The sequence below is a fragment of the Kitasatospora sp. NPDC098652 genome, assembly GCF_044760155.1.
In the GTDB taxonomy this organism is placed as follows: domain Bacteria; phylum Actinomycetota; class Actinomycetes; order Streptomycetales; family Streptomycetaceae; genus Kitasatospora.
This window is the reverse complement of the sequence record NZ_JBIWAQ010000002.1, coordinates 874,866-895,574: the sequence shown is the minus strand read 5'-3', so window position 1 is coordinate 895,574 and position 20,709 is coordinate 874,866. Positions and strand designations below refer to the sequence as shown.

The 20,709-nt window shown below is 71.7% G+C and carries 17 protein-coding genes and 1 tRNA gene; 16 read left to right on the top strand and 2 right to left on the bottom strand.

Annotated elements, in window-relative coordinates:
• Nucleotides 1-112: 112 nt before the first annotated feature.
• The 3 genes from ACIQWA_RS07985 (at nt 113) to der (ending at nt 3,775) form a co-directional block, all read left to right on the top strand.
• Nucleotides 113-1,267: a DUF4419 domain-containing protein gene (locus ACIQWA_RS07985; RefSeq protein WP_402479603.1), complete on the top strand. Its 1,155-nt coding sequence runs from the start codon at nt 113-115 to the stop codon at nt 1,265-1,267.
• Nucleotides 1,268-1,408: 141 nt separating this feature from the next.
• Nucleotides 1,409-2,146, top strand: coding sequence for a (d)CMP kinase (cmk, locus tag ACIQWA_RS07980; RefSeq protein WP_402479601.1), 738 nt, complete (start codon nt 1,409-1,411; stop codon nt 2,144-2,146).
• A 177-nt stretch (nt 2,147-2,323) separates the two neighbouring features.
• Complete coding sequence (gene der, locus ACIQWA_RS07975) at nt 2,324-3,775, top strand: ribosome biogenesis GTPase Der (protein ID WP_360238439.1); 1,452 nt, start codon at nt 2,324-2,326, stop codon at nt 3,773-3,775.
• A 101-nt stretch (nt 3,776-3,876) separates the two neighbouring features.
• Here the strand turns inward: der and ACIQWA_RS07970 are convergent, their stop codons facing one another.
• Both ACIQWA_RS07970 and ACIQWA_RS07965 read right to left on the bottom strand, forming a co-directional pair.
• Complete coding sequence (locus tag ACIQWA_RS07970) at nt 3,877-4,620, bottom strand: hypothetical protein (protein WP_402479599.1); 744 nt, start codon at nt 4,618-4,620, stop codon at nt 3,877-3,879.
• 134 nt (nt 4,621-4,754) lie between these two features.
• The gene (locus ACIQWA_RS07965; protein WP_402479732.1) at nt 4,755-5,591 is read right to left on the bottom strand and encodes a hypothetical protein; all 837 of its coding nucleotides are present in this window, start codon (nt 5,589-5,591) and stop codon (nt 4,755-4,757) included.
• A gap of 661 nt (nt 5,592-6,252) precedes the next feature.
• Here ACIQWA_RS07965 and ACIQWA_RS07960 point away from each other — a divergent pair.
• The 13 genes from ACIQWA_RS07960 (at nt 6,253) to ACIQWA_RS07900 (ending at nt 20,641) form a co-directional block, all read left to right on the top strand.
• On the top strand, nt 6,253-7,050 hold the full coding sequence (locus tag ACIQWA_RS07960) for a transglycosylase family protein (protein ID WP_402479596.1): 798 nt from the start codon (nt 6,253-6,255) through the stop codon (nt 7,048-7,050).
• 245 nt (nt 7,051-7,295) lie between these two features.
• Nucleotides 7,296-7,814, top strand: coding sequence for a transglycosylase family protein (locus ACIQWA_RS07955; protein WP_402479594.1), 519 nt, complete (start codon nt 7,296-7,298; stop codon nt 7,812-7,814).
• Complete coding sequence (locus tag ACIQWA_RS07950; RefSeq protein ID WP_402479730.1) at nt 7,804-8,499, top strand: alpha-ketoglutarate-dependent dioxygenase AlkB family protein; 696 nt, start codon at nt 7,804-7,806, stop codon at nt 8,497-8,499. Before ACIQWA_RS07955 ends, ACIQWA_RS07950 begins: the two co-directional genes overlap by 11 nt.
• 165 nt (nt 8,500-8,664) lie before the next feature.
• Complete coding sequence (gene tesB, locus ACIQWA_RS07945; protein WP_402479592.1) at nt 8,665-9,525, top strand: acyl-CoA thioesterase II; 861 nt, start codon at nt 8,665-8,667, stop codon at nt 9,523-9,525.
• Between the two features lie 156 nt (nt 9,526-9,681).
• Entirely contained in the window at nt 9,682-10,470 is a 789-nt protein-coding gene (locus ACIQWA_RS07940) for a DUF1684 domain-containing protein (protein WP_402479590.1), read from the top strand.
• 155 nt (nt 10,471-10,625) lie between these two features.
• On the top strand, nt 10,626-11,960 hold the full coding sequence (locus ACIQWA_RS07935) for an MFS transporter (protein ID WP_402479587.1): 1,335 nt from the start codon (nt 10,626-10,628) through the stop codon (nt 11,958-11,960).
• Nucleotides 11,961-12,110: 150 nt separating this feature from the next.
• Nucleotides 12,111-12,184, top strand: a tRNA-Pro gene (locus tag ACIQWA_RS07930).
• A gap of 477 nt (nt 12,185-12,661) precedes the next feature.
• A complete protein-coding gene (locus ACIQWA_RS07925) occupies nt 12,662-13,498 on the top strand; it encodes a hypothetical protein (RefSeq protein WP_402479585.1) in 837 nt (278 codons plus the stop codon).
• A 233-nt stretch (nt 13,499-13,731) separates the two neighbouring features.
• Nucleotides 13,732-14,943: a hypothetical protein gene (locus ACIQWA_RS07920; protein ID WP_402479582.1), complete on the top strand. Its 1,212-nt coding sequence runs from the start codon at nt 13,732-13,734 to the stop codon at nt 14,941-14,943.
• Nucleotides 14,930-15,523, top strand: coding sequence for a hypothetical protein (locus ACIQWA_RS07915; RefSeq protein WP_402479580.1), 594 nt, complete (start codon nt 14,930-14,932; stop codon nt 15,521-15,523). Before ACIQWA_RS07920 ends, ACIQWA_RS07915 begins: the two co-directional genes overlap by 14 nt.
• Nucleotides 15,520-16,176: a hypothetical protein gene (locus ACIQWA_RS07910; RefSeq protein WP_402479578.1), complete on the top strand. Its 657-nt coding sequence runs from the start codon at nt 15,520-15,522 to the stop codon at nt 16,174-16,176. The genes ACIQWA_RS07915 and ACIQWA_RS07910 overlap by 4 nt, the downstream gene beginning before the upstream one ends.
• A complete protein-coding gene (locus tag ACIQWA_RS07905; protein WP_402479575.1) occupies nt 16,173-19,286 on the top strand; it encodes a hypothetical protein in 3,114 nt (1,037 codons plus the stop codon). Before ACIQWA_RS07910 ends, ACIQWA_RS07905 begins: the two co-directional genes overlap by 4 nt.
• Entirely contained in the window at nt 19,280-20,641 is a 1,362-nt protein-coding gene (locus ACIQWA_RS07900; RefSeq protein WP_402479573.1) for a hypothetical protein, read from the top strand. Before ACIQWA_RS07905 ends, ACIQWA_RS07900 begins: the two co-directional genes overlap by 7 nt.
• Nucleotides 20,642-20,709 lie beyond the last annotated feature (68 nt).

Below are 20,709 nucleotides of genomic sequence, written 5' to 3'. Positions count from 1 at the left end.
CGCTCCCGGGCGGTGTCCGGGTCGTGGCGGTGTTCGATCTGGGCGGCGCCCGGGTCGGGGTGGTGCGGGGGGAGCGGACGGTGCGGGGAGCAGACGGGGAGGGGGAGTGGGCGTGATCATCGAGTTGCCGCTGGGGGAGACCCGGCACGGGTTCGCGGGCGAGCCGGTGGACCTCGGGAACGAGCGCTTCCTGCGGGCGGTAGTGGGCGGGGACTTCCTGGTCCGCCACCGCAGTGTGGCGGCGATGGTCGAGCGGCCCCGCCCGCAGCCGGTCCGGGCGGAGTTCTTCGACCCGGAGCCCGCCGAGCCCGAGCCGACCTGGAGCCTGCTGCTGCGCGCCGCCCACGCGGCCTTCGCCGACCACCTGCCGCTGAGCCTGTCGCCGGACGTGCTCTGGTACGCGGTGGTGCACGAGGTCGCGGTGCACGTACGGATGTACCCGCCGCGCTACCGGGCGCTGTTCGGCGCGGCGGACCGCTCGCGGGTGCTCGTCGTGCGGGACGACTCGCTGGTGCCGGGCGGCTCGCCGGTGGGCGGGGACGCCGACTGGGCGCGGTCGGTCCGGCTGGTCCGGGAGCCGCTGACGGCGGCCCTCGGGGCGGAGCTGGTCGAGCTGTTCCGGCCGGCCTTCTCCACCACCACTCCGGACGACGAGGCCTCGGCCCTGGTCGCGCTGATGGACGTGGTCAGCCCCTACTACGACTTCCGCTGGGAGACCCGCTGCGGCATCCCGCGGATCCGGCTGGAGGGCACCGCCGGGGACTGGGCACTGCTCGCGGACCGGGTGGACGTGCTGGCGGAGCGCTTCGACTGGCTGGTGCCGTGGTTCGACGGCCTTCGGCCGGTGCTGGCGGAGATCGCGGCGACGGCGGCGGGCGGTCAGGTGGACGAGGGCTTCTGGCGCTCGCTGTACAAGTGGGAGTCGGTGTCCGGCGGCCCGCTGGTGACCGGCTGGCTCACCGCCTTCTTCGCCCACACCCAGACCCCGGACGGCCCCCGGCTGCGGCAGACCTTCGGCTGGCGGGAGGCGGCGGGCACCTCGTACCACCCGGACGCCTTCGCGGTGAACGACTTCCCCTCGCACCTGTCCGCGGTGCCGTTCGTCTGGGACCTCCTGGGCGTCGAGCGGCCGATGGTCCTGGTCGGCGGGGTGCTCGGGATCGAGCGGGACGGCGACTTCCTGCGGCCCCGGCTGGGGCACGCGGTGCTGGAGGTGCTCCAGGAGGGGCCCGAGCCGGCGGACGTGCTGCCCGGAACGGGGTGGTGACCGCCCCGGAGGTGGGGTGGTGATTGCCCCGGAGGTGGGGTGGTGACCTGGCTGGGACGGGGTTCGGCGGCGGTCCATTAACCTTGAGGGAGAAAATCCCCGGCCGCTCGCCCCCGTAGGCGCCGGCTTCCATGCGTCAGCATGCTCAGAGAGAGGTTCGGCCCCGTGGACACTGCCGACCGAGCGCACGCCCCGGTCGTCGTCGCCATCGACGGACCCTCCGGCTCCGGCAAGTCGACCGTCTCGCGGGCGGTCGCCGCCCGGCTGGGCCTGAGCTTCCTGGACACCGGCGCCATGTACCGGGCGATGACCTGGTGGATGCTGGCCAACGACGTGGACGTCGACGACCCGGAGGCGGTGGCCGTCGCGTGCGGCAAGCCCGTCATCGTGTCCGGTACGGACGCCGACGGGCCGACCATCACGGTGGACGGTCAGGACGTCTCCGGCCCGATCCGGGGCCCCGAGGTGACGGCGCACGTCAGTGCCGTCTCCGCGGTGCCGGCGGTGCGGGCCCGGCTGGTGGAGCTGCAGCGCGGCTGCGCCGAGGTCGCCGAGCGCGGCATCGTCGCCGAGGGCCGGGACATGGGGACCGTGGTGTTCCCGCGGGCCACCGTCAAGGTGTTCCTGACCGCCTCCGAGGCGGCCCGGGCCGCGCGCCGGGCGGCCGAGCTGCGGGCCAAGGGCGTGGACGAGGCGACCATCACCGCGATGGCCGCCGACCTCGCGCGCCGCGACGCCGCCGACTCCTCCCGGGAGACGGCGCCGCTGGCCCAGGCCGCGGACGCGGTGCTGGTGGACACCAGCGAGCTCACCCTGGAGCAGGTGATCGGCCGGATCACCGCGCTGGTGGAGGAGCGGGCAGGACTTTCGTCGGTCTGACCGATCGACCCTCGTGAGTCCTGGCGACTCCGGGGTCCGGTCGGCCGGTCCGGCCGACCATCGAACGAACCGCGGGCCGTCAGGCGCCGCGGAGGAAACCATCGCGCTGCCCCAGCGGGGCAGGTACGCACGGCACGCCCCTGGGAAGGGCCGGGCCGGGAAACGGAACAGACGAACATGACCGCAGACCACTCCGCCGGGCCCGGCGAGCTGGACGCCGCCGACTACGCCGAGTACCTGGCCCTCGCGGCCGAGGAGGGCTTCGACCTCGACGGCTTCGACGGCGAGGACGGCGCCGAGCACGTCCGACTGCCGGTGCTGGCCGTCGTCGGCCGCCCGAACGTCGGCAAGTCGACCCTGGTGAACCGCATCATCGGCCGCCGTGAGGCCGTCGTCGAGGACAAGCCGGGCGTCACCCGCGACCGGGTCACCTACGAGGCCAGCTGGAACGGCCGCCGCTTCAAGGTGGTCGACACCGGCGGCTGGGAGATCGACGTCCTCGGCATCGACGCCATGGTCGCCGCGCAGGCCGAGCTGGGCATCGAGCAGGCCGACGCGGTGCTGTTCGTCGTGGACGCCACCGTCGGCGCCACCGACACCGACGAGGCCCTGATCAAGCTCATCCGCCGGGCCGGCAAGCCGACCGTCCTGTGCGCCAACAAGGTCGACGGCCCGTCCACCGAGGCCGAGGCCGCCTACCTGTGGTCGCTGGGCCTGGGCGAGCCGTTCCCCGTCTCCGCCCTGCACGGCCGCGGCTCCGGCGACCTGCTGGACGCCGTCATGGACGCGCTGCCCGAGGCCCCGCCGCAGACCTTCGGCGACGCCGCCCCCGGCGGCCCGCGCCGGATCGCGCTGATCGGCCGGCCCAACGTCGGCAAGTCCAGCCTGCTGAACAAGGTCGCCGGCGAGGAGCGGGTGGTCGTCAACGAGCTGGCCGGCACCACCCGTGACCCGGTCGACGAGATGATCGAACTCGGCGGCAAGACCTGGAAGTTCGTGGACACCGCCGGTATCCGCCGCCGGGTCCACCTGACCGCCGGCGCCGACTTCTACGCCTCGCTGCGCACCTCCGCCGCCCTGGAGAAGGCCGAGGTCGCGGTCGTCCTGATCGACGCCAGCGAGACCCTGGCCGAGCAGGACACCCGGATCATCTCGATGGCCGTCGAGGCCGGGCGCGCCGTCGTCGTCGCCTACAACAAGTGGGACCAGCTCGACGAGGAGCGCCGCTACTACCTGGAGCGCGAGATCGAGCGCGACCTCGTCCAGGTGCAGTGGGCCCCGCGCGTCAACGTCTCGGCCAAGACCGGCCGGCACATGGAGAAGCTCGTCCCGGCGATCGAGACCGCGCTGGAGGGCTGGGAGACCCGCATCACCACCGCGCGCCTGAACGCCTTCCTCGGCGAGCTGGTCGCCGCCCACCCGCACCCGATCCGCGGCGGCAAGCAGCCGCGCATCCTGTTCGGGACCCAGGCGGGCATCCGTCCGCCGCGCTTCGTGCTGTTCGCCTCGGGCTTCCTGGAGGCGGGGTACCGGCGCTTCATCGAGCGTCGTCTGCGGGAGGAGTTCGGCTTCGTCGGGACGCCGATCTCGATCTCGGTGCGGGTGCGGGAGAAGCGCAAGAAGAAGTAGGTAGAGGCTGCGGCCGCAGTTGTGGCTGTGGCTGGGGCTGTATGAGCTGGAGGGCTCCGTCACCGGTGGTGGCGGGGCCCTCGGGCGTTTCTGCCGCCGTCTCAGCGGTGATCGCCGGTGCGGCCCGGGGGGAGCGAGAGCATCTGGCGGTGGCGGCCGCCGGTCGGGGCGGGGGCGGGGGCGGTGGCGAGGCCGGTGGCCGTGCCGAGCAGCGGGGCCGGGGCCGGCGGTGGGGCGGGCACGGTGTGCTGGACCGCGCCGAGGTAGCCGGCGGCGACCCAGCCCTGGCCGTGGCCGTCGCTGGTGGCGGTGGTGGGGGCGGGGGCCATGGCGGCGGTGGGCTCGGGGTGGGGGGGTGCGTGGGTGTGCGCGTGGGGGTTCGGCTGGTGCTGGGGGTGGACGTGCGGGTGGTGCTGAGAGGTGTGGTGCTGGGCGGTGTGGTGCTGGGCGGTGTGGTGCTGGGGGGCGTGGTGCTGGGGGGCGTGGTGCTGGGTGGTGTGCTGCTGGGGAGTGTGGTGCGACTGCGCCGGCATGAACTGGGGGAGGCCGGACGGCTGGCCCGCGTAGGTGTGGAAGGCCTGCTGCTGCGCCGACGGGTACGGGCGCTGCTCGCCGAGCAGCAGGTGGCCGTCGCGGATCGCGAAGCCGGTGAACCTCAGGTCCTCCTCGCCCGAGCGGTCGCCGGGCAGGGCGCGGAACAGTCGTCGGTACTCGGAGTACAGCTCGTCGTAGATCGGGGTCGTCGAGTGCGGGTGCTCCGCGTCGTACGACGGGCGCATGCCCGGGATCGAGCGGGGGGCGGTGGTCGACCGTCCGGCGGGTGCGGAGACGTCGTAGCTGTACACGTAGGGGCCAACGAGTGAGAGGCGGTGGGGATGCGGGGGCGTTCGGCGTACCGATTCGGCGTACCGGGTGGGCGGAGGAGGGGCGGACGGTCCTCCTCCGCCCACCCTCCGCCTCGGCGCGCCGGGCGGCGGGATCAGGTGCCGGCGAGCGGGAGGGAGGCGGCGACCACCTGGCCCAGCGCGACCGCCCGCTCCAGCGCCTGGCGCAGCAGGTCCTCGCGGGGCTGGCGGCCGACCATGCCGGCCGGGACGGCGTACATGGTCACCTCGGAGAGCTGGCTGGCGGCCATCCGCCAGGCGTCGGTGACCTGGAGCGGCTGGTGGGCCTGCCACCAGCCGGTGCTGCCGCCGGCCGCGGCTGGCTGGAGGATCGCGTGCAGCTTGCCCATGGCGACCAGGACCGACCAGCCGGGCAGTTGCTCCGGGGTCTCGTCGAGGTCGGCGACCGGCTGGAAGCCCGCGTCCTGGAGCAGGTCGAGGAACTCGTCCTCGCCGGAGGTGCTGCCGGGCCGGCCGACCGGGCCGGTGGGCTCGACCACGAGGGAGGCATGGCCGACCTTGCCGTGCAGGACGAGACCGCAGGTGATGCCGAGGATGGCGGCCTGGCCGGGGGCGGGCGGCTGCGCGGCGGGGGCGGTGGGGGTGGCCGGTGCGGGGAGGGCGAGGTCCGGGGCGGGGACGGTGAGGCCGGGGGCGGCGGGCTGCGACTGGTTGATGCTGCGGACGGCGCCGACCAGCTGCTCCTCGGCGACCGGCACCACCTGGGAGGGGATGCATCGGGCGTGGGCGAAGGCCAGGACCGCCGTCTCGTCGCCGACGAACAGCACGGTGCTGGTGGGCTCCACGTGGGTGTCGCCGGGGGTGCGGCAGGAGGTGCATTCGTAGCTGTCGGGGGCGCGGTCGCCGCCGAGCAGGCGGTCGGCCTCGTCGTCGCCGATCTCGGACCGGACCTCGTCGCTGACGTCGAGCATGCGCGGCACGGGTTCTCCTCGGATGGGTGCGGGTGGGGTCAGGGGCGGACGCGGGGGCGGACGCGGGGGCGGACGCGGGGGCGGGCATGGGGTGGGGCATGGGGGCGGGCATGGGGAGGTCGCCATGCCCAACGGGCCCTTGTGTCAGGCGTCACGGGTGCCCGGCGAGGCTGACGGGAATTGCCCCGGATCCGACCGCGCCGCGTGTTCTCGTGGTCGCAATCTGTCGATGTCGGTGACAGGACTGCCGGAATGAAGCGGTGAGGTGAGTCACGCCGACTTGATGTTTGATCTAGGAATCGATGGCCAAAGCGGACATTCCGGGCAAGAACGTGTGGCTATTACCGCCGGTAACCCTTTGCTGAGCTGGGCAGACCGGTGGTGTTTTGGTTTCCCCGCCGACCGACCCCTAGCTTTCTTGGCGGCGCAACGAGCGCCACCCGGGTTCACCCCCGACGCACCGCTCCCCGGCTCCGGCCGGGCGCGGCAGGTGCCCGCCGACGCGATCGCTCGAACAGGTCGCCGGCGAGCGGCTGGGTGGCCAGGACGGCAGCGGCACGTCCGACACGTGCACGGCCGTCCGACGGACGCGGCAAGCGAAACGCGGCCCTCCCCAGGGTCTGGTTCCGCATGCCCGCCCGGGGCTGTCGAGAGGAACCCCATGACCTTCCGTAACGAGAACGCCGCTGCCACCACCACCGCCGCCACCAAGCGCAACCGCGTTCGGATGGCCGTCGTGGCGGGCGCCGCTGTCGCGGCCCTGCCGGTGGCCGGCCTCGTCACGGCCACCTCGGCCTCCGCCGCCCCCGTCTCCACCTGGGACGCCGTCGCCCAGTGCGAGAGCGGCGGCAACTGGGCCATCAACACCGGCAACGGTTTCTACGGCGGTCTGCAGTTCACCTCCAGCACCTGGGCCGCCTTCGGTGGCACCGCCTACGCCGCGCAGGCCAACCAGGCCAGCAAGGCGCAGCAGATCGCGGTCGCCGAGAAGGTCCTCGCCTCGCAGGGCCCCGGCGCCTGGCCGGTCTGCTCCGTCAAGGCGGGCCTCACCAAGGGCGGCGCCCCGGCCGCCGTCGACACCTCGGCCGGCACCTCCGCCGCCAAGCCGGCGCAGACCCCCGCGCCGAAGGCCGCTGCCCCGAAGGCCGCCGCCCCGAAGGCCGACGTGGCGCCGAAGGCTGCCGCCCCGAAGGCCGCTGCGCCGAAGGCTGACGCCGCGCCGAAGACCGACGCCCCGTCGAAGCAGGACGCCGCGAAGTCCTCGAACGCTTCCAAGTCCTGGAACACCTCCAACGACGCCAAGCCGGCCAAGGGCAACTACACCGTCAAGTCCGGTGACACCCTGAGCTCCATCGCCGCCGCGCAGGGCCTGGACTGGCACGACCTGTACAAGAACAACGCCAAGGTCGTCGGTGGCAACCCCGACCTGATCTTCCCGGGTCAGACCCTGAGCATCTGAGGCATGCTGAGCTGACCTCTGGTCGCTCTGCTGTTCGTCACGGCCGCTCCTCCGCCACGCGGGGGAGCGGCCGTCGGCGTTCCCGGCGTGGCGGGGTGGGGTGGTGTCCGGGCTCCCTAGGGTCGGCTGCTGTGTCGCGTTCGTCTGACGTGTTGTGCGGGGGCGTCGTGTTGTGCGGGTGCGGGTGCGGGTGCGGGTGCGGGTGCGGGCGGCCGGGTGGGTGTGATGGTCGGACGGTCCGGGCCGTGATCCGGGCGGGCGCTGCCGTGGCGGTGGTGCTGGCCGTGGTCGCGGGTGGCGTACGGGCCGGTGCGGCGACGCGGGTCGCGGACCTCGTCTGGGACCAGCTCGCCGACTGCGAGAGCGGCGGCGACTGGCAGGCGGACACCGGCAACGGCTACTACGGCGGCCTGCAGATCCGGCCGACCACCTGGGCGGAGGCGGGCGGGCTGCGCTTCGCCGACCGGCCCGACCACGGGAGCCGGCGGGAGCAGACCACCGTCGGGGAGGAGATCCTGCGGCAGCAGGGGTGGGAGGCCTGGCCGGCCTGTGCGCGGGAGCTGGGGATGATCGGGCCGGGGGTGGGGGCGGGGCCTGGGCCTGAGCCGACATCGGGGCCGGGGGTGGGGCTGGGTCCGACATCGGGGTCGGGCTCCGGGGCGGAGGAGCCGGAGCCCGAGTCGGAGCCGGAGCCGGACGGAGGCGGGGGAGCGGCTCGTACCGGGGCAGGGGCTGCGGGAGGATGGTGGGGTGATCCAGGGTGAGCTGTTCGGGGAGCCGTCCGGCGAGCAGGCCGTCCGGGGGCGGTCCGAACCGGCTCCCGGGGCCGTGCTGCTGCCCGGTTGGCTGGACCGGGCCGCCCAGCAGCGGCTGGTCGCCGCCTGTCGGGAGTGGGCCCGCCCGCCGGCCGGGCTGCACAGCGTGCGGATGCCCACCGGCGGGCTCATGTCGGTACGGATGGTGAGCCTCGGCTGGCACTGGTACCCCTACGGGTACGCGCGGACCGCCGAGGACGGCACCCCCGTCAAGCCGTTCCCTCCCCTGCTGGGGGAGCTCGCCCGGCGGGCGGTCGCGGAGGCGTACGGCGGAGCGGTCGGCGCGATCGCGGGCGCGGCGGCCTACGAGCCCGACACCGCGATCGTCAACCACTACCCCCACGGCGCGAAGATGGGCCTCCACCAGGACCGCGACGAGCGCGCGGACGCGCCGGTGGTCTCGCTCTCGCTCGGCGACACCTGCGTCTTCCGGCTCGGCAACGCGGAGACCCGGACCAGGCCGTGGACGGACCTGGAGCTGCGCAGCGGGGACCTGCTGGTGTTCGGCGGGCCGGCCCGCTTCGCGTACCACGGGGTGGTGCGGACGCTGCCGGGGACGGCGGATCCGGGCCTGGGGCTGGAGCTGGTCGGGCGGCTGAACGTCACGGTGCGGCAGTCGGGGCTGGCGGCGTAGCCGGGGCGGGCGGCGTGGCCCGGGTGGGCGGAGGGGCCCCGGGTGATTCGCTTACTCGTTCGAGTGAATCGGTGGGTGGGGGTCGGTGAGCGGGAATGCCCCGGGTCGCCGGAGAATTCGAGTGAGCTGGAGAACTGGAACGGAATCACGAGAGGGAGCGCGCGCATGGGTACCCCCGTCGACGACCTCGTCGATCTGCTCGACCTGGAGCAGATCGAACTGAACATCTTCCGCGGGCGCAGCCCCGAGGAGGCCCTGCAGCGCACCTTCGGCGGCCAGGTCGCCGGGCAGGCGCTGGTCGCGGCGGGGCGCACGATCGACGACGCGCGCCCCGTCCACTCGCTGCACGCGTACTTCCTGCGCCCCGGGGTGCCCGGCGTACCGATCGTGTACCAGGTCGACCGGATCCGCGACGGCCGCTCCTTCAGCACCCGCCGGGTGCTCGCCATCCAGGGCGGCCGGTCGATCTTCTCGCTCACCGCCGACTTCCACAGACCGGAGGAGGGCAGCATCGAGCACCAGTACCCGATGCCGGAGGTCCCGGCCCCCGAGAGCCTGCCCAGCGCCCTGGACGAGGTCGGCTCCCGGCTCGGCGAGCTGCCCCCGTTCATCAGCCGTCGGCAGCCCTTCGACATCCGCTACGTCGAGCGGCTGCGCTGGAACAAGGAGGACCTGGTCGACGTCGAGGCGCGCAGCGGCGTGTGGCTGCGCACCAACGGTCCGCTGCCGGACGATCCGCTGATCCACGTCTGCGCCCTCACCTACGCCAGCGACATGACGCTGCTGGACGCCGTCCGCGCCCCCGTCGAGCCGCTCTGGGGCACCCGGCACTTCGACATGGCCTCGCTCGACCACGCGATGTGGTTCCACCGGCCGTTCCGGGCCGACGACTGGCTGCTCTACCAGCAGGAGTCCCCGATCGCCCACGGCGCGCGCGGCCTGGCCCGCGGGCAGATCTACGACCGGAGCGGGCAGCTGGTGGTGTCGGTGGTGCAGGAGGGGCTGTTCCGGCCGTTGAAGGGCTGACCGCTGTGTTGCCGCGGCATTGCAGTCTCCTTGCGGGGCCGACGGCTTGCCGGGAGCCGGGAATGATCCGCACCGGCGGGCGGTGTTGTGCAGGATGACCGATACGGACGGCCCGAACAGCGGGCCGTCCGCGGACCGGACCGGGAGGGTTGACCGATGACGGCGACGGCCGCGGAGGACTGGAAGCACTGGAGCGACGGGCGGGCGGCGTCGGTGAGCGCGCCGCACGGCCAGCTCGCACTCACCGGCACGCACTGGCTGGAGCCCGAGCCGGCCGAGGTCCCGGGCCTGCCCGGCCTCTGGTGGGCCGACGCCGAGGGCGTCCGGGTACGGGCCGCGGCCGCCGACGGCATCACCGTCGACGGTGCCGACGGGCCGGTCGACGGCGAGGTGCTGCTCCGCCCGGACACCGACCCGGCCGCCGACACCGCCACCCTGGGCGAGCTGCGGCTCGTCCCGATCGAGCGGGAGGGCGAGCTCGCCCTGCGGGTCTTCGACCCGGCCGCGCCGGCCCGCACCGCCTTCGCGGGCATCGCCGCCTACCCGTACGCGCCCGAGTGGGCCGTCCCCGCCGTCTACACCCCCTTCGAGGAGGAGGGTCAGTCGGTGCTCGTCCCGAACGCGGACGGCAAGGACCGGCCGCTGGCGGTCACCGGGCGGATCGAGTTCACCGTGGCCGGCGAGCACCGCACCCTGACCGTCGGCCGCTCCGGCCGGAACCTCACCGGCGTCATCGCCGACGCCACCAGCGGCATCGACACCTACCGCTTCCGCTTCATCACCCTGCCGGAGCCGGACGACGAGGGCCGGACGGTCCTCGACCTCAACCGGGCCTACCTGCCGCCCTGCGCCTTCGCCGACCACTTCATCTGCCCGTTCCCGCCGCCGGGCAACCGGCTGGACTTCGCGGTGGAGGCGGGGGAGAAGCAGGTGCTCACCAGGTAGTCCGGCGTTCCTTTCGTTCGCGGGGCTCCGCCCGTGGTGCCGCGTCGGCTCGGCGGGCCCGTCGGGCGGGGCCGCGGGCGCTGATTCCGCACCGTCGGGCGTTCGAGGGGCCCCGGTGTCGGGTGCGGCGGAGGCCGGGGCAACCATGGACTGTTGTGACCACCAACCAACCCCCTGATACCCCGACCGCCGTCGCCCCCGCCGCTGCCGTCCCTGCTCCTGCTGCCCCCGCCGCTCCGGCCGTACCGGTGCACGTGCCCTGGTACCGGCGGGCCTTCGCCGACCTCAGCCCGCTGCGCGAGAACGCCGACTACCGCCGGGTCTGGTCCGGGCAGGCGGTGTCCTCCATAGGCCAGCAGATGACCGCGGTGGCCGTCTCGGTCCAGGTCTACGACCTGACCGGCTCCGCCTTCGCCACCGGCCTGGTGGGCCTGTTCTCGCTCGTCCCGCTGGTCGCCTTCGGCCTGTACGGCGGCGCGATCGCCGACACCGTCGACCGCCGCAAGCTGGGCCTGATCGGCTCGGCCGGCCTGGCCACCGTCTCCGCCCTGCTCGCCGCCCAGGCCCTGGCGGGCCTCAGCCTGGTGGCCGTCCTCTACGCCGCCGTCGCCCTCCAGGCCGGGTTCTTCGCGATCAGCTCGCCCGCCCGCTCGGCGATGGTCCCCCGGCTCGTCCCCGCCCACCAGCTCCCGGCGGCGAACGCGCTGAACACCGTCAGCATGAACCTCGGCCTCACCGTCGGCCCGATGCTCGGCGGCGTCCTGATCGGCGCCTTCGGCGCCCAGGCCGCCTACCTCGTCGACACCGTCGCCTTCGCCGGCACCCTGTACGCCGTGTGGCGCCTGCCCGCCATGCGGCCGGAGGGCGAACGCAAGGGCCGCGCCTCCGTCCTCGACGGCCTGCGCTTCCTGCGCGAGCAGCCCAACCTGCGCACCAGCTTCCTCGCCGACCTCGCCGCGATGATCTTCGGCATGCCCCGCGCCCTCTTCCCGGCGATCGCCGTCACCTTCTACGCCGGCGACGCCCGCACCGTCGGCCTGCTCGTCTCCGCCCCGGCCGTCGGCGCCCTGATCGGCGCCCTCTTCTCCGGCTGGGTCGGGCGGGTCCACCGCCAGGGTGTCGCCATCCTCGCCGCCGTCTCCGCCTGGGGCCTCGCCATCGCCGCGTTCGGCGCCCTCCACAACCTCTGGCTCGGCCTCCTCCTGCTCGCCGTGGCCGGCTGCGCGGACACCGTCAGCATGATCTTCCGCAACACGATGATGCAGGTCGCGGCCCCCGACGAGATGCGCGGCCGCCTCCAGGGCATCTTCATCGTCGTCGTGGCCGGCGGCCCCCGCCTCGGCGACTTCGAATCCGGCGCCGTCTCCGCCCTCAGCAACCCCGCCACCTCCGTCATCACCGGCGGCCTCGCCTGCGTCGCCTGCGTCCTCCTCCTCGCCGCCCGCCGCCCCGCCTTCCTCACCTACGACGCCCGCCACCCCACCCCCTGACCCCCTCCCCACCCCACCCCCGAAACCTGGCAGCGAGCACCCCCCGACGTGCTGTATTGTTTTCCACGTCGCCGGGACAACAACCGGAGACAAGGTCGAGAAGCCGACCGGCAAGGCCCCCCAGGGCCCCACCGCAAGGCGCCGAGACCACGGGACGTGGCGCAGCTTGGTAGCGCACTTGACTGGGGGTCAAGGGGTCGCAGGTTCAAATCCTGTCGTCCCGACGTGAGTCGGAAAGGCCGTTGGCCGGGTTAACGCCCAGGTCAGCGGCCTTTTGCATGACGGGCCGTCAGAGACCAGGGGAATTGGTTCGCATACTGTTTGGGACCAATTTGGGACCAAGGCGACTCGGCGGCCCCCCTGGTGGTCTCGAGTGGGCCCGAAATGCCCGTTTACCCAGCTACGCTAAGTGACCGTTGCCAATCTGTGATAGTCGATTTTCGGTCACGTTTCTGGCGGAAATCGGGCTTGTGTGGCGAGAGTTGGCCACGGCTGACCGCCTCTCAGGTGGCGGGATCGTGTCCAGCTCGACACAATCGCCGTTCGCTCGGGTGCCGCGAGCGGTCTCAACGCCGTGCCGCACCCAGGGCATCGATGGCTCTCCGTGACGATCTCCTGGATGGAGGGGCCCGGCGTTAGGCGCGGGTCGGCTGCGCGGGTACTCGGTAGGCTCGCGAGGACCTGAGGAGGCATCAGCGCAGATGGTCCGAGAGTTCACGAGGTACCGGTACTGGTCGGAACGGCAGATCCGCGCCCTCGGTCGGGACAACGGCCTGCACCTGGGTTCCTCGTGGCGCCTCTCCACCGCGAGCACCCCGTCCTCGCTGTTCGGTATCTCGCTTCCGGTCGTGGGCATCCAACGTGCGGAAGGCCGCGAGCGGAGCCGGAAGCAGGTTGCCGACCGGCTTGTGCGGGCACTTCGGGGTCGGATCGCCGTGACCTATGACGAGCCGCAGGTGCTGCTCGCCAGCGGGGTGGGGAAGGTCGCGTTCTCGGCCTTCACCGACGGCCCGGCCCGGGAGAAGGGCATCGTGCTCCATGCCCGCACCGAGAACGGCTCCGGCCAGCGGGTCGACCTGTGCTTGTTCGGCAGCGTGGACAACATGGCCGACTTCAGTGCCGGCGAAGCGGTCGAGGGCAGTTCCTCGTCCGCCTGGTACGCAGTCGCCGAACTCCTGACAAGCCGGGGTGCGCGGAACAGCTCGCAGTGGGATGAGCCGGGGCTCGCCATCGAGGCGTTGAAGATCGCACTTGGGGACAGGGAGCGAGGCGAGGACGGCTCGCCCCACGAGCCGTGGATACGTCCGTGGGCTCTTGGCCATGCGACCGACGTCGAGTGGCTGGCGGTGATCTACAGCGACGTCACGCTCGACCCTGAGCGGTGGAATTTCAGCGGAACAACCCTCGAAGGCACTCAGAGGATTATCGTCGGGGCGCCGCTGTGGGTCCGAACGGCCACTTCGAAGGCAGTTGTCCGGTACGCAGACCTCCGCCAACCGCCGACCGTGGGGCTGGCTGCCTGGCGCCGCCTGCGGTGACCCTGCACCCGTAGCCGTTCAATTCAGGCTTGAAGTATGGCCACAAGGAACGGAATGGAACTCTTGCCGCGAAAGCTGTCTGGGCGGACAATTGGGTCATTCGCGCTGGACTCTCGGAAGTGCCGGATGTGAAGACGGATCCACCGAGGGGCGAGCCGCCTCCCGGGCCAGACGAACTGCCAGGCAGCCTCAGTCCGCGCCAGCAGGCCCTTAACGTACGTGCGTTCAGCGCGGTGGTCGCCAAGTTCAAGGACGCCCTCCTTGAGGGGCCAAACGCGCTCGCGGTTGCCCGCGACATCGTCGCGGCCTTCGCGGACAGCCAAGCATCGGGAGGGCCGACCAGGAGCGATGTCTGGACATCGATCAACGAAAGGCGCTCACCGCAGTACGGCGAAGGCTTCTTCGACGCCCGATGGACGGTTTTCGAGCACTACGGCGCGATCCAGCCCTACCTCGCCAAGAAACACCAGCAACGCTACGCGCTGCACCCTGCCGTTGGACCGGCCATCCTGGTCCATGAACGGCTGCGCCGACACCGAGGCATCGACGAACTGGCAGCGCTGCTGGACGAGACCAGATCCTTGATCAAGCAGCGCTCCCGGGACCGGGCCGCCATCGAGGCCGGCCTGACGTACTCGAGGCAGGTGCTGAGCCTCTACGCGATTCACCTGGAGCGGCTGGTCGCCGTCGCCAGCATCCGAGAGCTTGCCGAAGAACAGCGGGAACACAACTTCCCGGGCCTGACCGAGAAGGTGGAGTTCCTCAACAAGGAAGTCTCCGACCACTTCCCGAACGATCACGCCCTCGACTACCAGGCGGTGGCTCTGCTGAGCGCCGAGCAGCGCTATCAGCGAGCGCTGGCAGCCGCCATCCAGCGGATCGTCGAACAAGGTGGGCGGACCCTCGACTTCGCTGTGCTCAGCGCGGAGGAATACCTTGAAGCCGCCCGCCACGCCCCGCTGGCCCTGCTCGGCCAGTTCGGTGCCGATCTCGTGGCGGACCCGCCGGCCGTGTGGATCGACGCGGGCATGCTGATGAGGACGGTCGAGGAATTCGCTCCCTATACCCGGCTTCGGCGCCGCCCGACCATGCCGCAGGTTCCGCCGGAGCGCGATCCGGTGCAACGGATCGGCGAGGCCCGGGTCCGCGAACGCAGCCGGCAGGACCACTTGGCCGAGCGTGTCCTCGTGGAAGGCGACCGAGCGGATCTCACCGCTGAACTGCAGCGGTCCCGCTGGCCGGCCGCCGCCCGCCTGCTCGCAGACCTGATCGGGCTCGACGCGGACCCGTACGCGCCGTACCGCCTGGAGATCGGCATCAACCTCATCGTCGACCGCATCGGCTGGGTCACCTACCTGCATCCCGTCTACCTGCACCGGCAGGAGGCCCACGTAACAGAAGACCCGCGCCGCCGCAGGCACGAGGAGCACCATGGAAGCCTCTGACCCCGCCTACATCCTGGCCACTGCCCGAGCCCAGGGCCTGGTCGACACCCACGGCCTGTCGACACAGACCGTTGAAGCCGCGCAGCGCCGGGCCGTCGCATGCGGTCGCCTCCTCGTCGAATGTGCTGGCCCTGTCCCGCCACCGGCTCTCACCCCCGGCCGGCCGGGCGCAGTTCGCCACGTGCGAACCCTGGGATGGTCTGTTCCGCCCGTGCCGGAGGAAACTGCCGCCTACCCGGTGAAGCGCCTGAGTCCGACCCAGTCCGTCACCTTCGCCGTGTGCCTCGCAGCAGGCTGGCGAGACGTCCGCCTCCCGCCGTACCCCGGAGAGCCGTTCGACCGCGCGCTGATCATCGACACCCTGATGGACATCGGCGCTGACTCCAAGACGGTCAAGGACGCCCTCGACACCGAACTGCCCCTCCTCCTGCTCATCTACAGCGACGGCGCGCACCTCCGCCTCGGTCCCGCGGTCGCAGCTTTGCCCGACACCTTCACCGAGGCCGTACGCCGAATGCACGACCATCTGCCCCGCCCACCTCAGGCGGCCAACCGACCTGCGGAGGAGGGCGCACCATGACCGAGACACTCTCCGACCGGGAGGAGACGCTCGTCCTGGCGGCCGTCGCCGCCCTGGAAACCTCCGACGGCCTGGTTCCAGCAGACGCCTTCCCCGCCCTCGCCGACGACGCACTGCGCGCCGCCGTCGCTGGCCGCCTGAACGTCGCCGGCCGCACACTGATCGCTCGCGAGCATCGCACGGTAGCCGGTTACACCAGCGGCTACGACGACACCGTGGCCCGCCAGCTCGCCGCCGATGGGATCGGCCTCCTCCCGGAAGTCGACCGCGCCGTGCTCGCCATCGTCCTGCTGCGCACCGTGGCGATTCCTCGCGCCGGTGGCTTGCACCAGTCCACGTCCTGGCTGAGCGAAGGCCCCGGCACCTCCATCGCCGAGATCCACAGCAACACCGACGACGACCTGACCTACGCGCTGATCCGCCCGGCGGTACGACGGCTCAAGGCCCGACGCCTGCTGCGTACCGGGTACCTCGGACAGATCCTGCCCGGACCGGCCCTGCTGCGGCTCACGGAGCCGCAATCGGCGCGCTTGTGGGAGGACCTGGTCCTCGTCACCCTGCCCGACTCCCCGTTCGCCGACGTCATCCGACGCCAACGAGAGCGACAGGGCAGGGGGCCGCGGTCCCGGTCGGCCAAGGAGCTCGAATCATGACCACTCACCCGACTCCCGAAGAACCCACCGGCACCCGGGAGATTGATCTGGGCGTCATCGGCGACCGCCAACTGGTGGCCGTGCAGACCTTCGACATCGCCCGCCACCCCTCGGCCGCCGTCGTCACCGTGCCTGGATGCTTCGTCGCGGTGACCGGCAAGGGCCCGGAGGACTCCAACGAAAGCGGAAAGACGAGCTGGCTCGCGGCCGTCGCGCTCCTGCTTGGCGACCCCGAGTGGCGCATGTACGGAGCGGGCCCGGCGTCCGTTGCCCAGCTGCTCTTCGAGCCCGACACCGCCGGTGTCGCCGCCCAGCGGTACCCGGCGGCGACGTTCGGCTTCATCGTGGGCGTGTTCGTCGATCCGGACGACGTCCCGGCGACCGCCCACACCGTCTGGATGAGGATCTCCGCCACCGCCCCCTACGTCCAGGTCCGGCACGCCCCGGGGATCCACCTGGCGACCGACGACGACGATGAGGAACGCCACCAGTCCGCTCCCGCGATCTTCAAGTCGCTTCCAGGTCCGTCACTGGGGGCGATCCAGTACGCCGAACGTCTCTACGGACCGGTCCCGCGCTGCCTCGCCTACCTCACGTCCCGGGGCAAGCGCCGCGGTGGTCCGTCGCTGCTGAAACTGGAGACCGGATTGTTCACGCCGGCCGGCATCGGGGCGGCCCTGATCGACCTGACGGGCCGAGCCCACCTGCTCGAAACCGACGAGAACGTCCGCCGCGACCTCGCGCGAGCGATTGTCCAGCTCGACGAGCGGACAGCGGAAAACGAGACCGCCCTCATCGAAGAGGAACAGGCTCTGTACGCGGTCGAACAACGCGACAAGGCACGCTCCAACCTGGCCCAGGCCAACGAGTACTGGGACCTGCACTACGCCCGCGGCCTGCTCGACGTCCTCGCCAGGAAGGAACAACTGGAACAGGAGAAGGAGAGCCACCGGACAACGCTCGAAGATGCGCAGCGCGCCGTCGCACGCGCGAAAGCCGCGTTGGACGCGGTGCGCGACAGCCGCCAGGCGGACGAGGCCCTGCGCGCAGCATCGGAGAAGAGCCAACGGGCGACCAACCAGCTGGAAGACGCCCGTACCCGAACGGCGGGCCTGAAGAACGACATCGCCCGCACCCAAGAACGCATCCAAGAGGAAGAGCACGAGGCCGCCGGCGCTCACGGCACCCTGGCCGACGCCCGTTTCCTCGCCGGTGAAGCACGCCAGAGCACGCTCACGGCCGAAGTCACTCGAACCGCTGCGACCACCGCCCACGCCGCATCGGTGCGCGACGTCGAGCAGGCCGAACGAGGCCACTACGGCAACGCCGGCCGTGCCGTGCAGATCCTCGCTGACGCCGGCATCGAGGCAGTCGGCCTCCTGGACGGCCTCGATCTCCCGGCCAACCAGCGCGCCCGCTGGGAGGCCCGTCTCGCTCTCTACCGGGACGCGGTCTGCATCGACGCCGACCAGGCCGAGCAGGCCACCCAAGCACTGGCCGAGCTGCCAGGCGCGGTGATAGTCCTTCGCCAGCACGGCAGATCAGGCCGCTCCCCAGCGTTCGCGCCGTCGGCCCTGCGGCCCTTCCTCCACACCCTGGCCGAACGACTGCAGACCACGACCGATCCGGTCGCTGCCCTCGACGACGAGCTCGGCCTGTGGATCCTCGGCGGATTCCCCCAACCCATCACCGGACGCGACGCGCTGATCGAACGCCTTCGCCACGTCGCGGACGAGACCGCGCACGCCCTTCGGACCGCCGAACAGACCGCGGAGCAGGCACACACCACACAGGCCGACGCCGAACTGCTCGTCCGCCGACTCGAACACGCCGAGCGAGCCACCGCACTGCGGGAAGCGCGCCGAACGGCGCAGGGCGAGCTTGCCCGGGCCGAAGCTCAGCTGCAGAACCTGTCGGAGGCCGCCGAAGCCGCCAAGCAGAACGAGAGCGATGCTCTCGTGCAACAGCGGACCCTGGGCCTCCAACGCGACAACGCGGAGCACCAGCTGCGCGACGCACAGCAACAGCAGGCAGCTGTGGAGACGCAGATAGAGGAGGCCGATCGACAGCTCGCCGCCTTGAACACCCCCTACTGGCTCGACCGGGCCGGCAGTCGCGAACAGGCCCTCACCGCACTCCGCTGGCCTCAAGACGGCGAAGGGCCGGACCCCGGCGCACAGCCTCCCGACCGCAGAAGCGAGATCTCACTACGAGACAACGCGGGACGCCACCTCCTGCAAGCCATGGCCGACCTCGGCATCAACTCCATCACCGGTGCCAACGCCCCCACCCCCGCAATCACGAACGCCATCCACCTGCGCACCAACCAGGCCAGCGACGAAGGCACACGACAGTTCCCGGGCCCCGAGGCGTTCGAGGAACCGGCCACAGCGCTCCAGGACTGGCTCGACACCCGAGCCGACTCCGACCGCGGAACGCGAACCCGTATCACCACCAACCGCGAGGAACGCGACCTCGGCCTCACCGCCGGCCAACGCACCGTCGCCGACCTCCAGCAGAGCGTCCACGCCATGCAGGACAGCATCACCCTGCGACTCGACCAAGCTCTTCAGGACATCGAGAACGCACTCGACCGCCTCAATCGCGCAGCCGGCCTCTATGGCGTTGAACTGCGCCGCACACTCACGCCACCGGCCTCACTGTCCGACCTGTGGCGCTGCGAGATCACCCCCTGCTGGCGGCGCACTCCCACGGGCCCCATGCTCCCGTACGACAACATCACCAACGCCGCGCAGGAGAAGCTGTTCTCCATCCACCTCGTCCTCGCCGCTCTCCTCGCCTCACCCCACCCCCGCGGCCGGCTTCTCATCCTCGACGAACTCGGCGACGCCTTGGGCTACCACCACCGCCGGGAGGTCCTCGCGGCGATAGCCGGCACCGCCCAGGAGCACGGCATCACCGTCCTGGGGACCTGCCAGGAGACGCTGATGGACGACGCAGCGGACTTCTGCGGCAGCATCCTCTACTTCCACTACCCCAGCCACACCGAGGCCCTCAACACCGCCACCCGGATGTTCGGCTACGACGACAACAACGAGCGCGTCGAGATCTCCCTCGAAGCCCTCCTGGCAGGACGCACCTGGTGGTGACCGGGACGGCCAACCACCCCCACCACGGCCCGGTCATCCACCTGGCCGGAACCCCGGCTGGGCTGACCGCACGCTTCGTCCAACGCACTACTCGGCAGGACGACGGAACCCGCCGCACCGTGCGGACCCGAGGAGGACGGCTGCGGGACACCCATGTCGACCTCCTGCCCGCCACAGCCCCCGATCCGGCCGCGCTCGACCTTCTCCTCTCCACCCGGCGGCAAGGCGACCGCGCCTTCATCCTGGGCGCGACCAGGCGGACATGGTCTGCCGTCAAGACCCGGTTCAATGAGGACGCCTGGGCGCTCGCCATGGAACTCGTCCGGGCGGGCACGGTCACCGTTCGCTGCGAAGTCACCGAAGACCTCACCATCGGCACCCCGACCCACTGGCACCTCACCGCTTCCGGCCGCGGCCACGCCCGGCACCTCGAAGAAGCCCGCGTAGTGCAAGCCCAGCGCCACGCTCGCATGCTCCAACGCGCTCGCGACGCCATCGCCAAGCTCCACGTGCTCCCGGAAGGAATCGTCGAGGACGATGTACGACGGCTCGATGAAGCGCTCGCCCACGAGATGCAACGTCCCGCACCAGCGAACAAGCGCATCGCGCTCCTCGTGGCACTGGCCAACGATCTCGCCGAAGGCACTCGTCACACCAGCACACGTGCCTTCTCCCTCGCGCACACCCGAGACTCCAAGACCTGGGACGACGCAATCCGCGCTCTCCGAGACTCCGGAGTCCCCGCCGTCCTCGCGGAAGCCGTCGGCCTGCGCGGGCACAGCCGGATCGGCCTCGGCGGACCCATCACCGCGAAGCCGGCGGAACAGAACCGGCCGCTGGACGGCCTCGGGATCGTCCTCATCCCGGCAGCGACCGCCGACCTGCAGCTCCAACTGCGCAGCCACACCCTGATCACGGTCGAGAACCTCCAAGCCGCAGATGCCGTCTACGAGGCACTTCGCACGAACCCGCAGAGACCCGGGGTCGTCTACCACGCCGGCATGCCGAGCCACGACATACTCCGGCACATCGCCGACCTCGCCGAACAGGCGGACGACATCATCGTTGCCCCCGACGCAGACCTCGGCGGGGTCCGGATCGCCGCCGCGATCTGGAACTCGCTCACGCCGCGTGCCCAACGCCGAACCACGATCTGCGACATCGGGCTCACACCGACCCACACCCCTCAAGCACCCTGGTCACCCGACAGCACCATCTGGCACGACCTTCAGGCCATGCTCGCCGGTCCCGCAGCGGCGCTGGCCAGCGGCTGCCTCCAACGCGGCTACCCGGTCGAGCAGGAAGGCTGCATCGCCGAGACCGTGATCGCCTTGGTGGCGAGGCGAGCGACCTGATGGTGAGACACCGTTGTCGGCAGCGGCCTTTAAGGTCCGATCGCAGGCGGATGAGCAAATCGGAGCCC

What these genes read in the sequence shown, in the direction of transcription:
- cmk (WP_402479601.1), top strand. Translation starts at nt 1,409, where the DNA reads ATGCTCAGAGAGAGGTTCGGCCCCGTGGACACTGCCGACCGAGCGCAC.
- der (WP_360238439.1), top strand. Translation starts at nt 2,324, where the DNA reads ATGACCGCAGACCACTCCGCCGGGCCCGGCGAGCTGGACGCCGCCGAC.
- ACIQWA_RS07965 (WP_402479732.1), bottom strand. Translation starts at nt 5,591, where the DNA reads ATGCTCGACGTCAGCGACGAGGTCCGGTCCGAGATCGGCGACGACGAG.
- ACIQWA_RS07960 (WP_402479596.1), top strand. Translation starts at nt 6,253, where the DNA reads ATGACCTTCCGTAACGAGAACGCCGCTGCCACCACCACCGCCGCCACC.
- tesB (WP_402479592.1), top strand. Translation starts at nt 8,665, where the DNA reads ATGGGTACCCCCGTCGACGACCTCGTCGATCTGCTCGACCTGGAGCAG.
- ACIQWA_RS07940 (WP_402479590.1), top strand. Translation starts at nt 9,682, where the DNA reads ATGACGGCGACGGCCGCGGAGGACTGGAAGCACTGGAGCGACGGGCGG.
- ACIQWA_RS07925 (WP_402479585.1), top strand. Translation starts at nt 12,662, where the DNA reads ATGGTCCGAGAGTTCACGAGGTACCGGTACTGGTCGGAACGGCAGATC.
- ACIQWA_RS07915 (WP_402479580.1), top strand. Translation starts at nt 14,930, where the DNA reads ATGGAAGCCTCTGACCCCGCCTACATCCTGGCCACTGCCCGAGCCCAG.
- ACIQWA_RS07910 (WP_402479578.1), top strand. Translation starts at nt 15,520, where the DNA reads ATGACCGAGACACTCTCCGACCGGGAGGAGACGCTCGTCCTGGCGGCC.
- ACIQWA_RS07905 (WP_402479575.1), top strand. Translation starts at nt 16,173, where the DNA reads ATGACCACTCACCCGACTCCCGAAGAACCCACCGGCACCCGGGAGATT.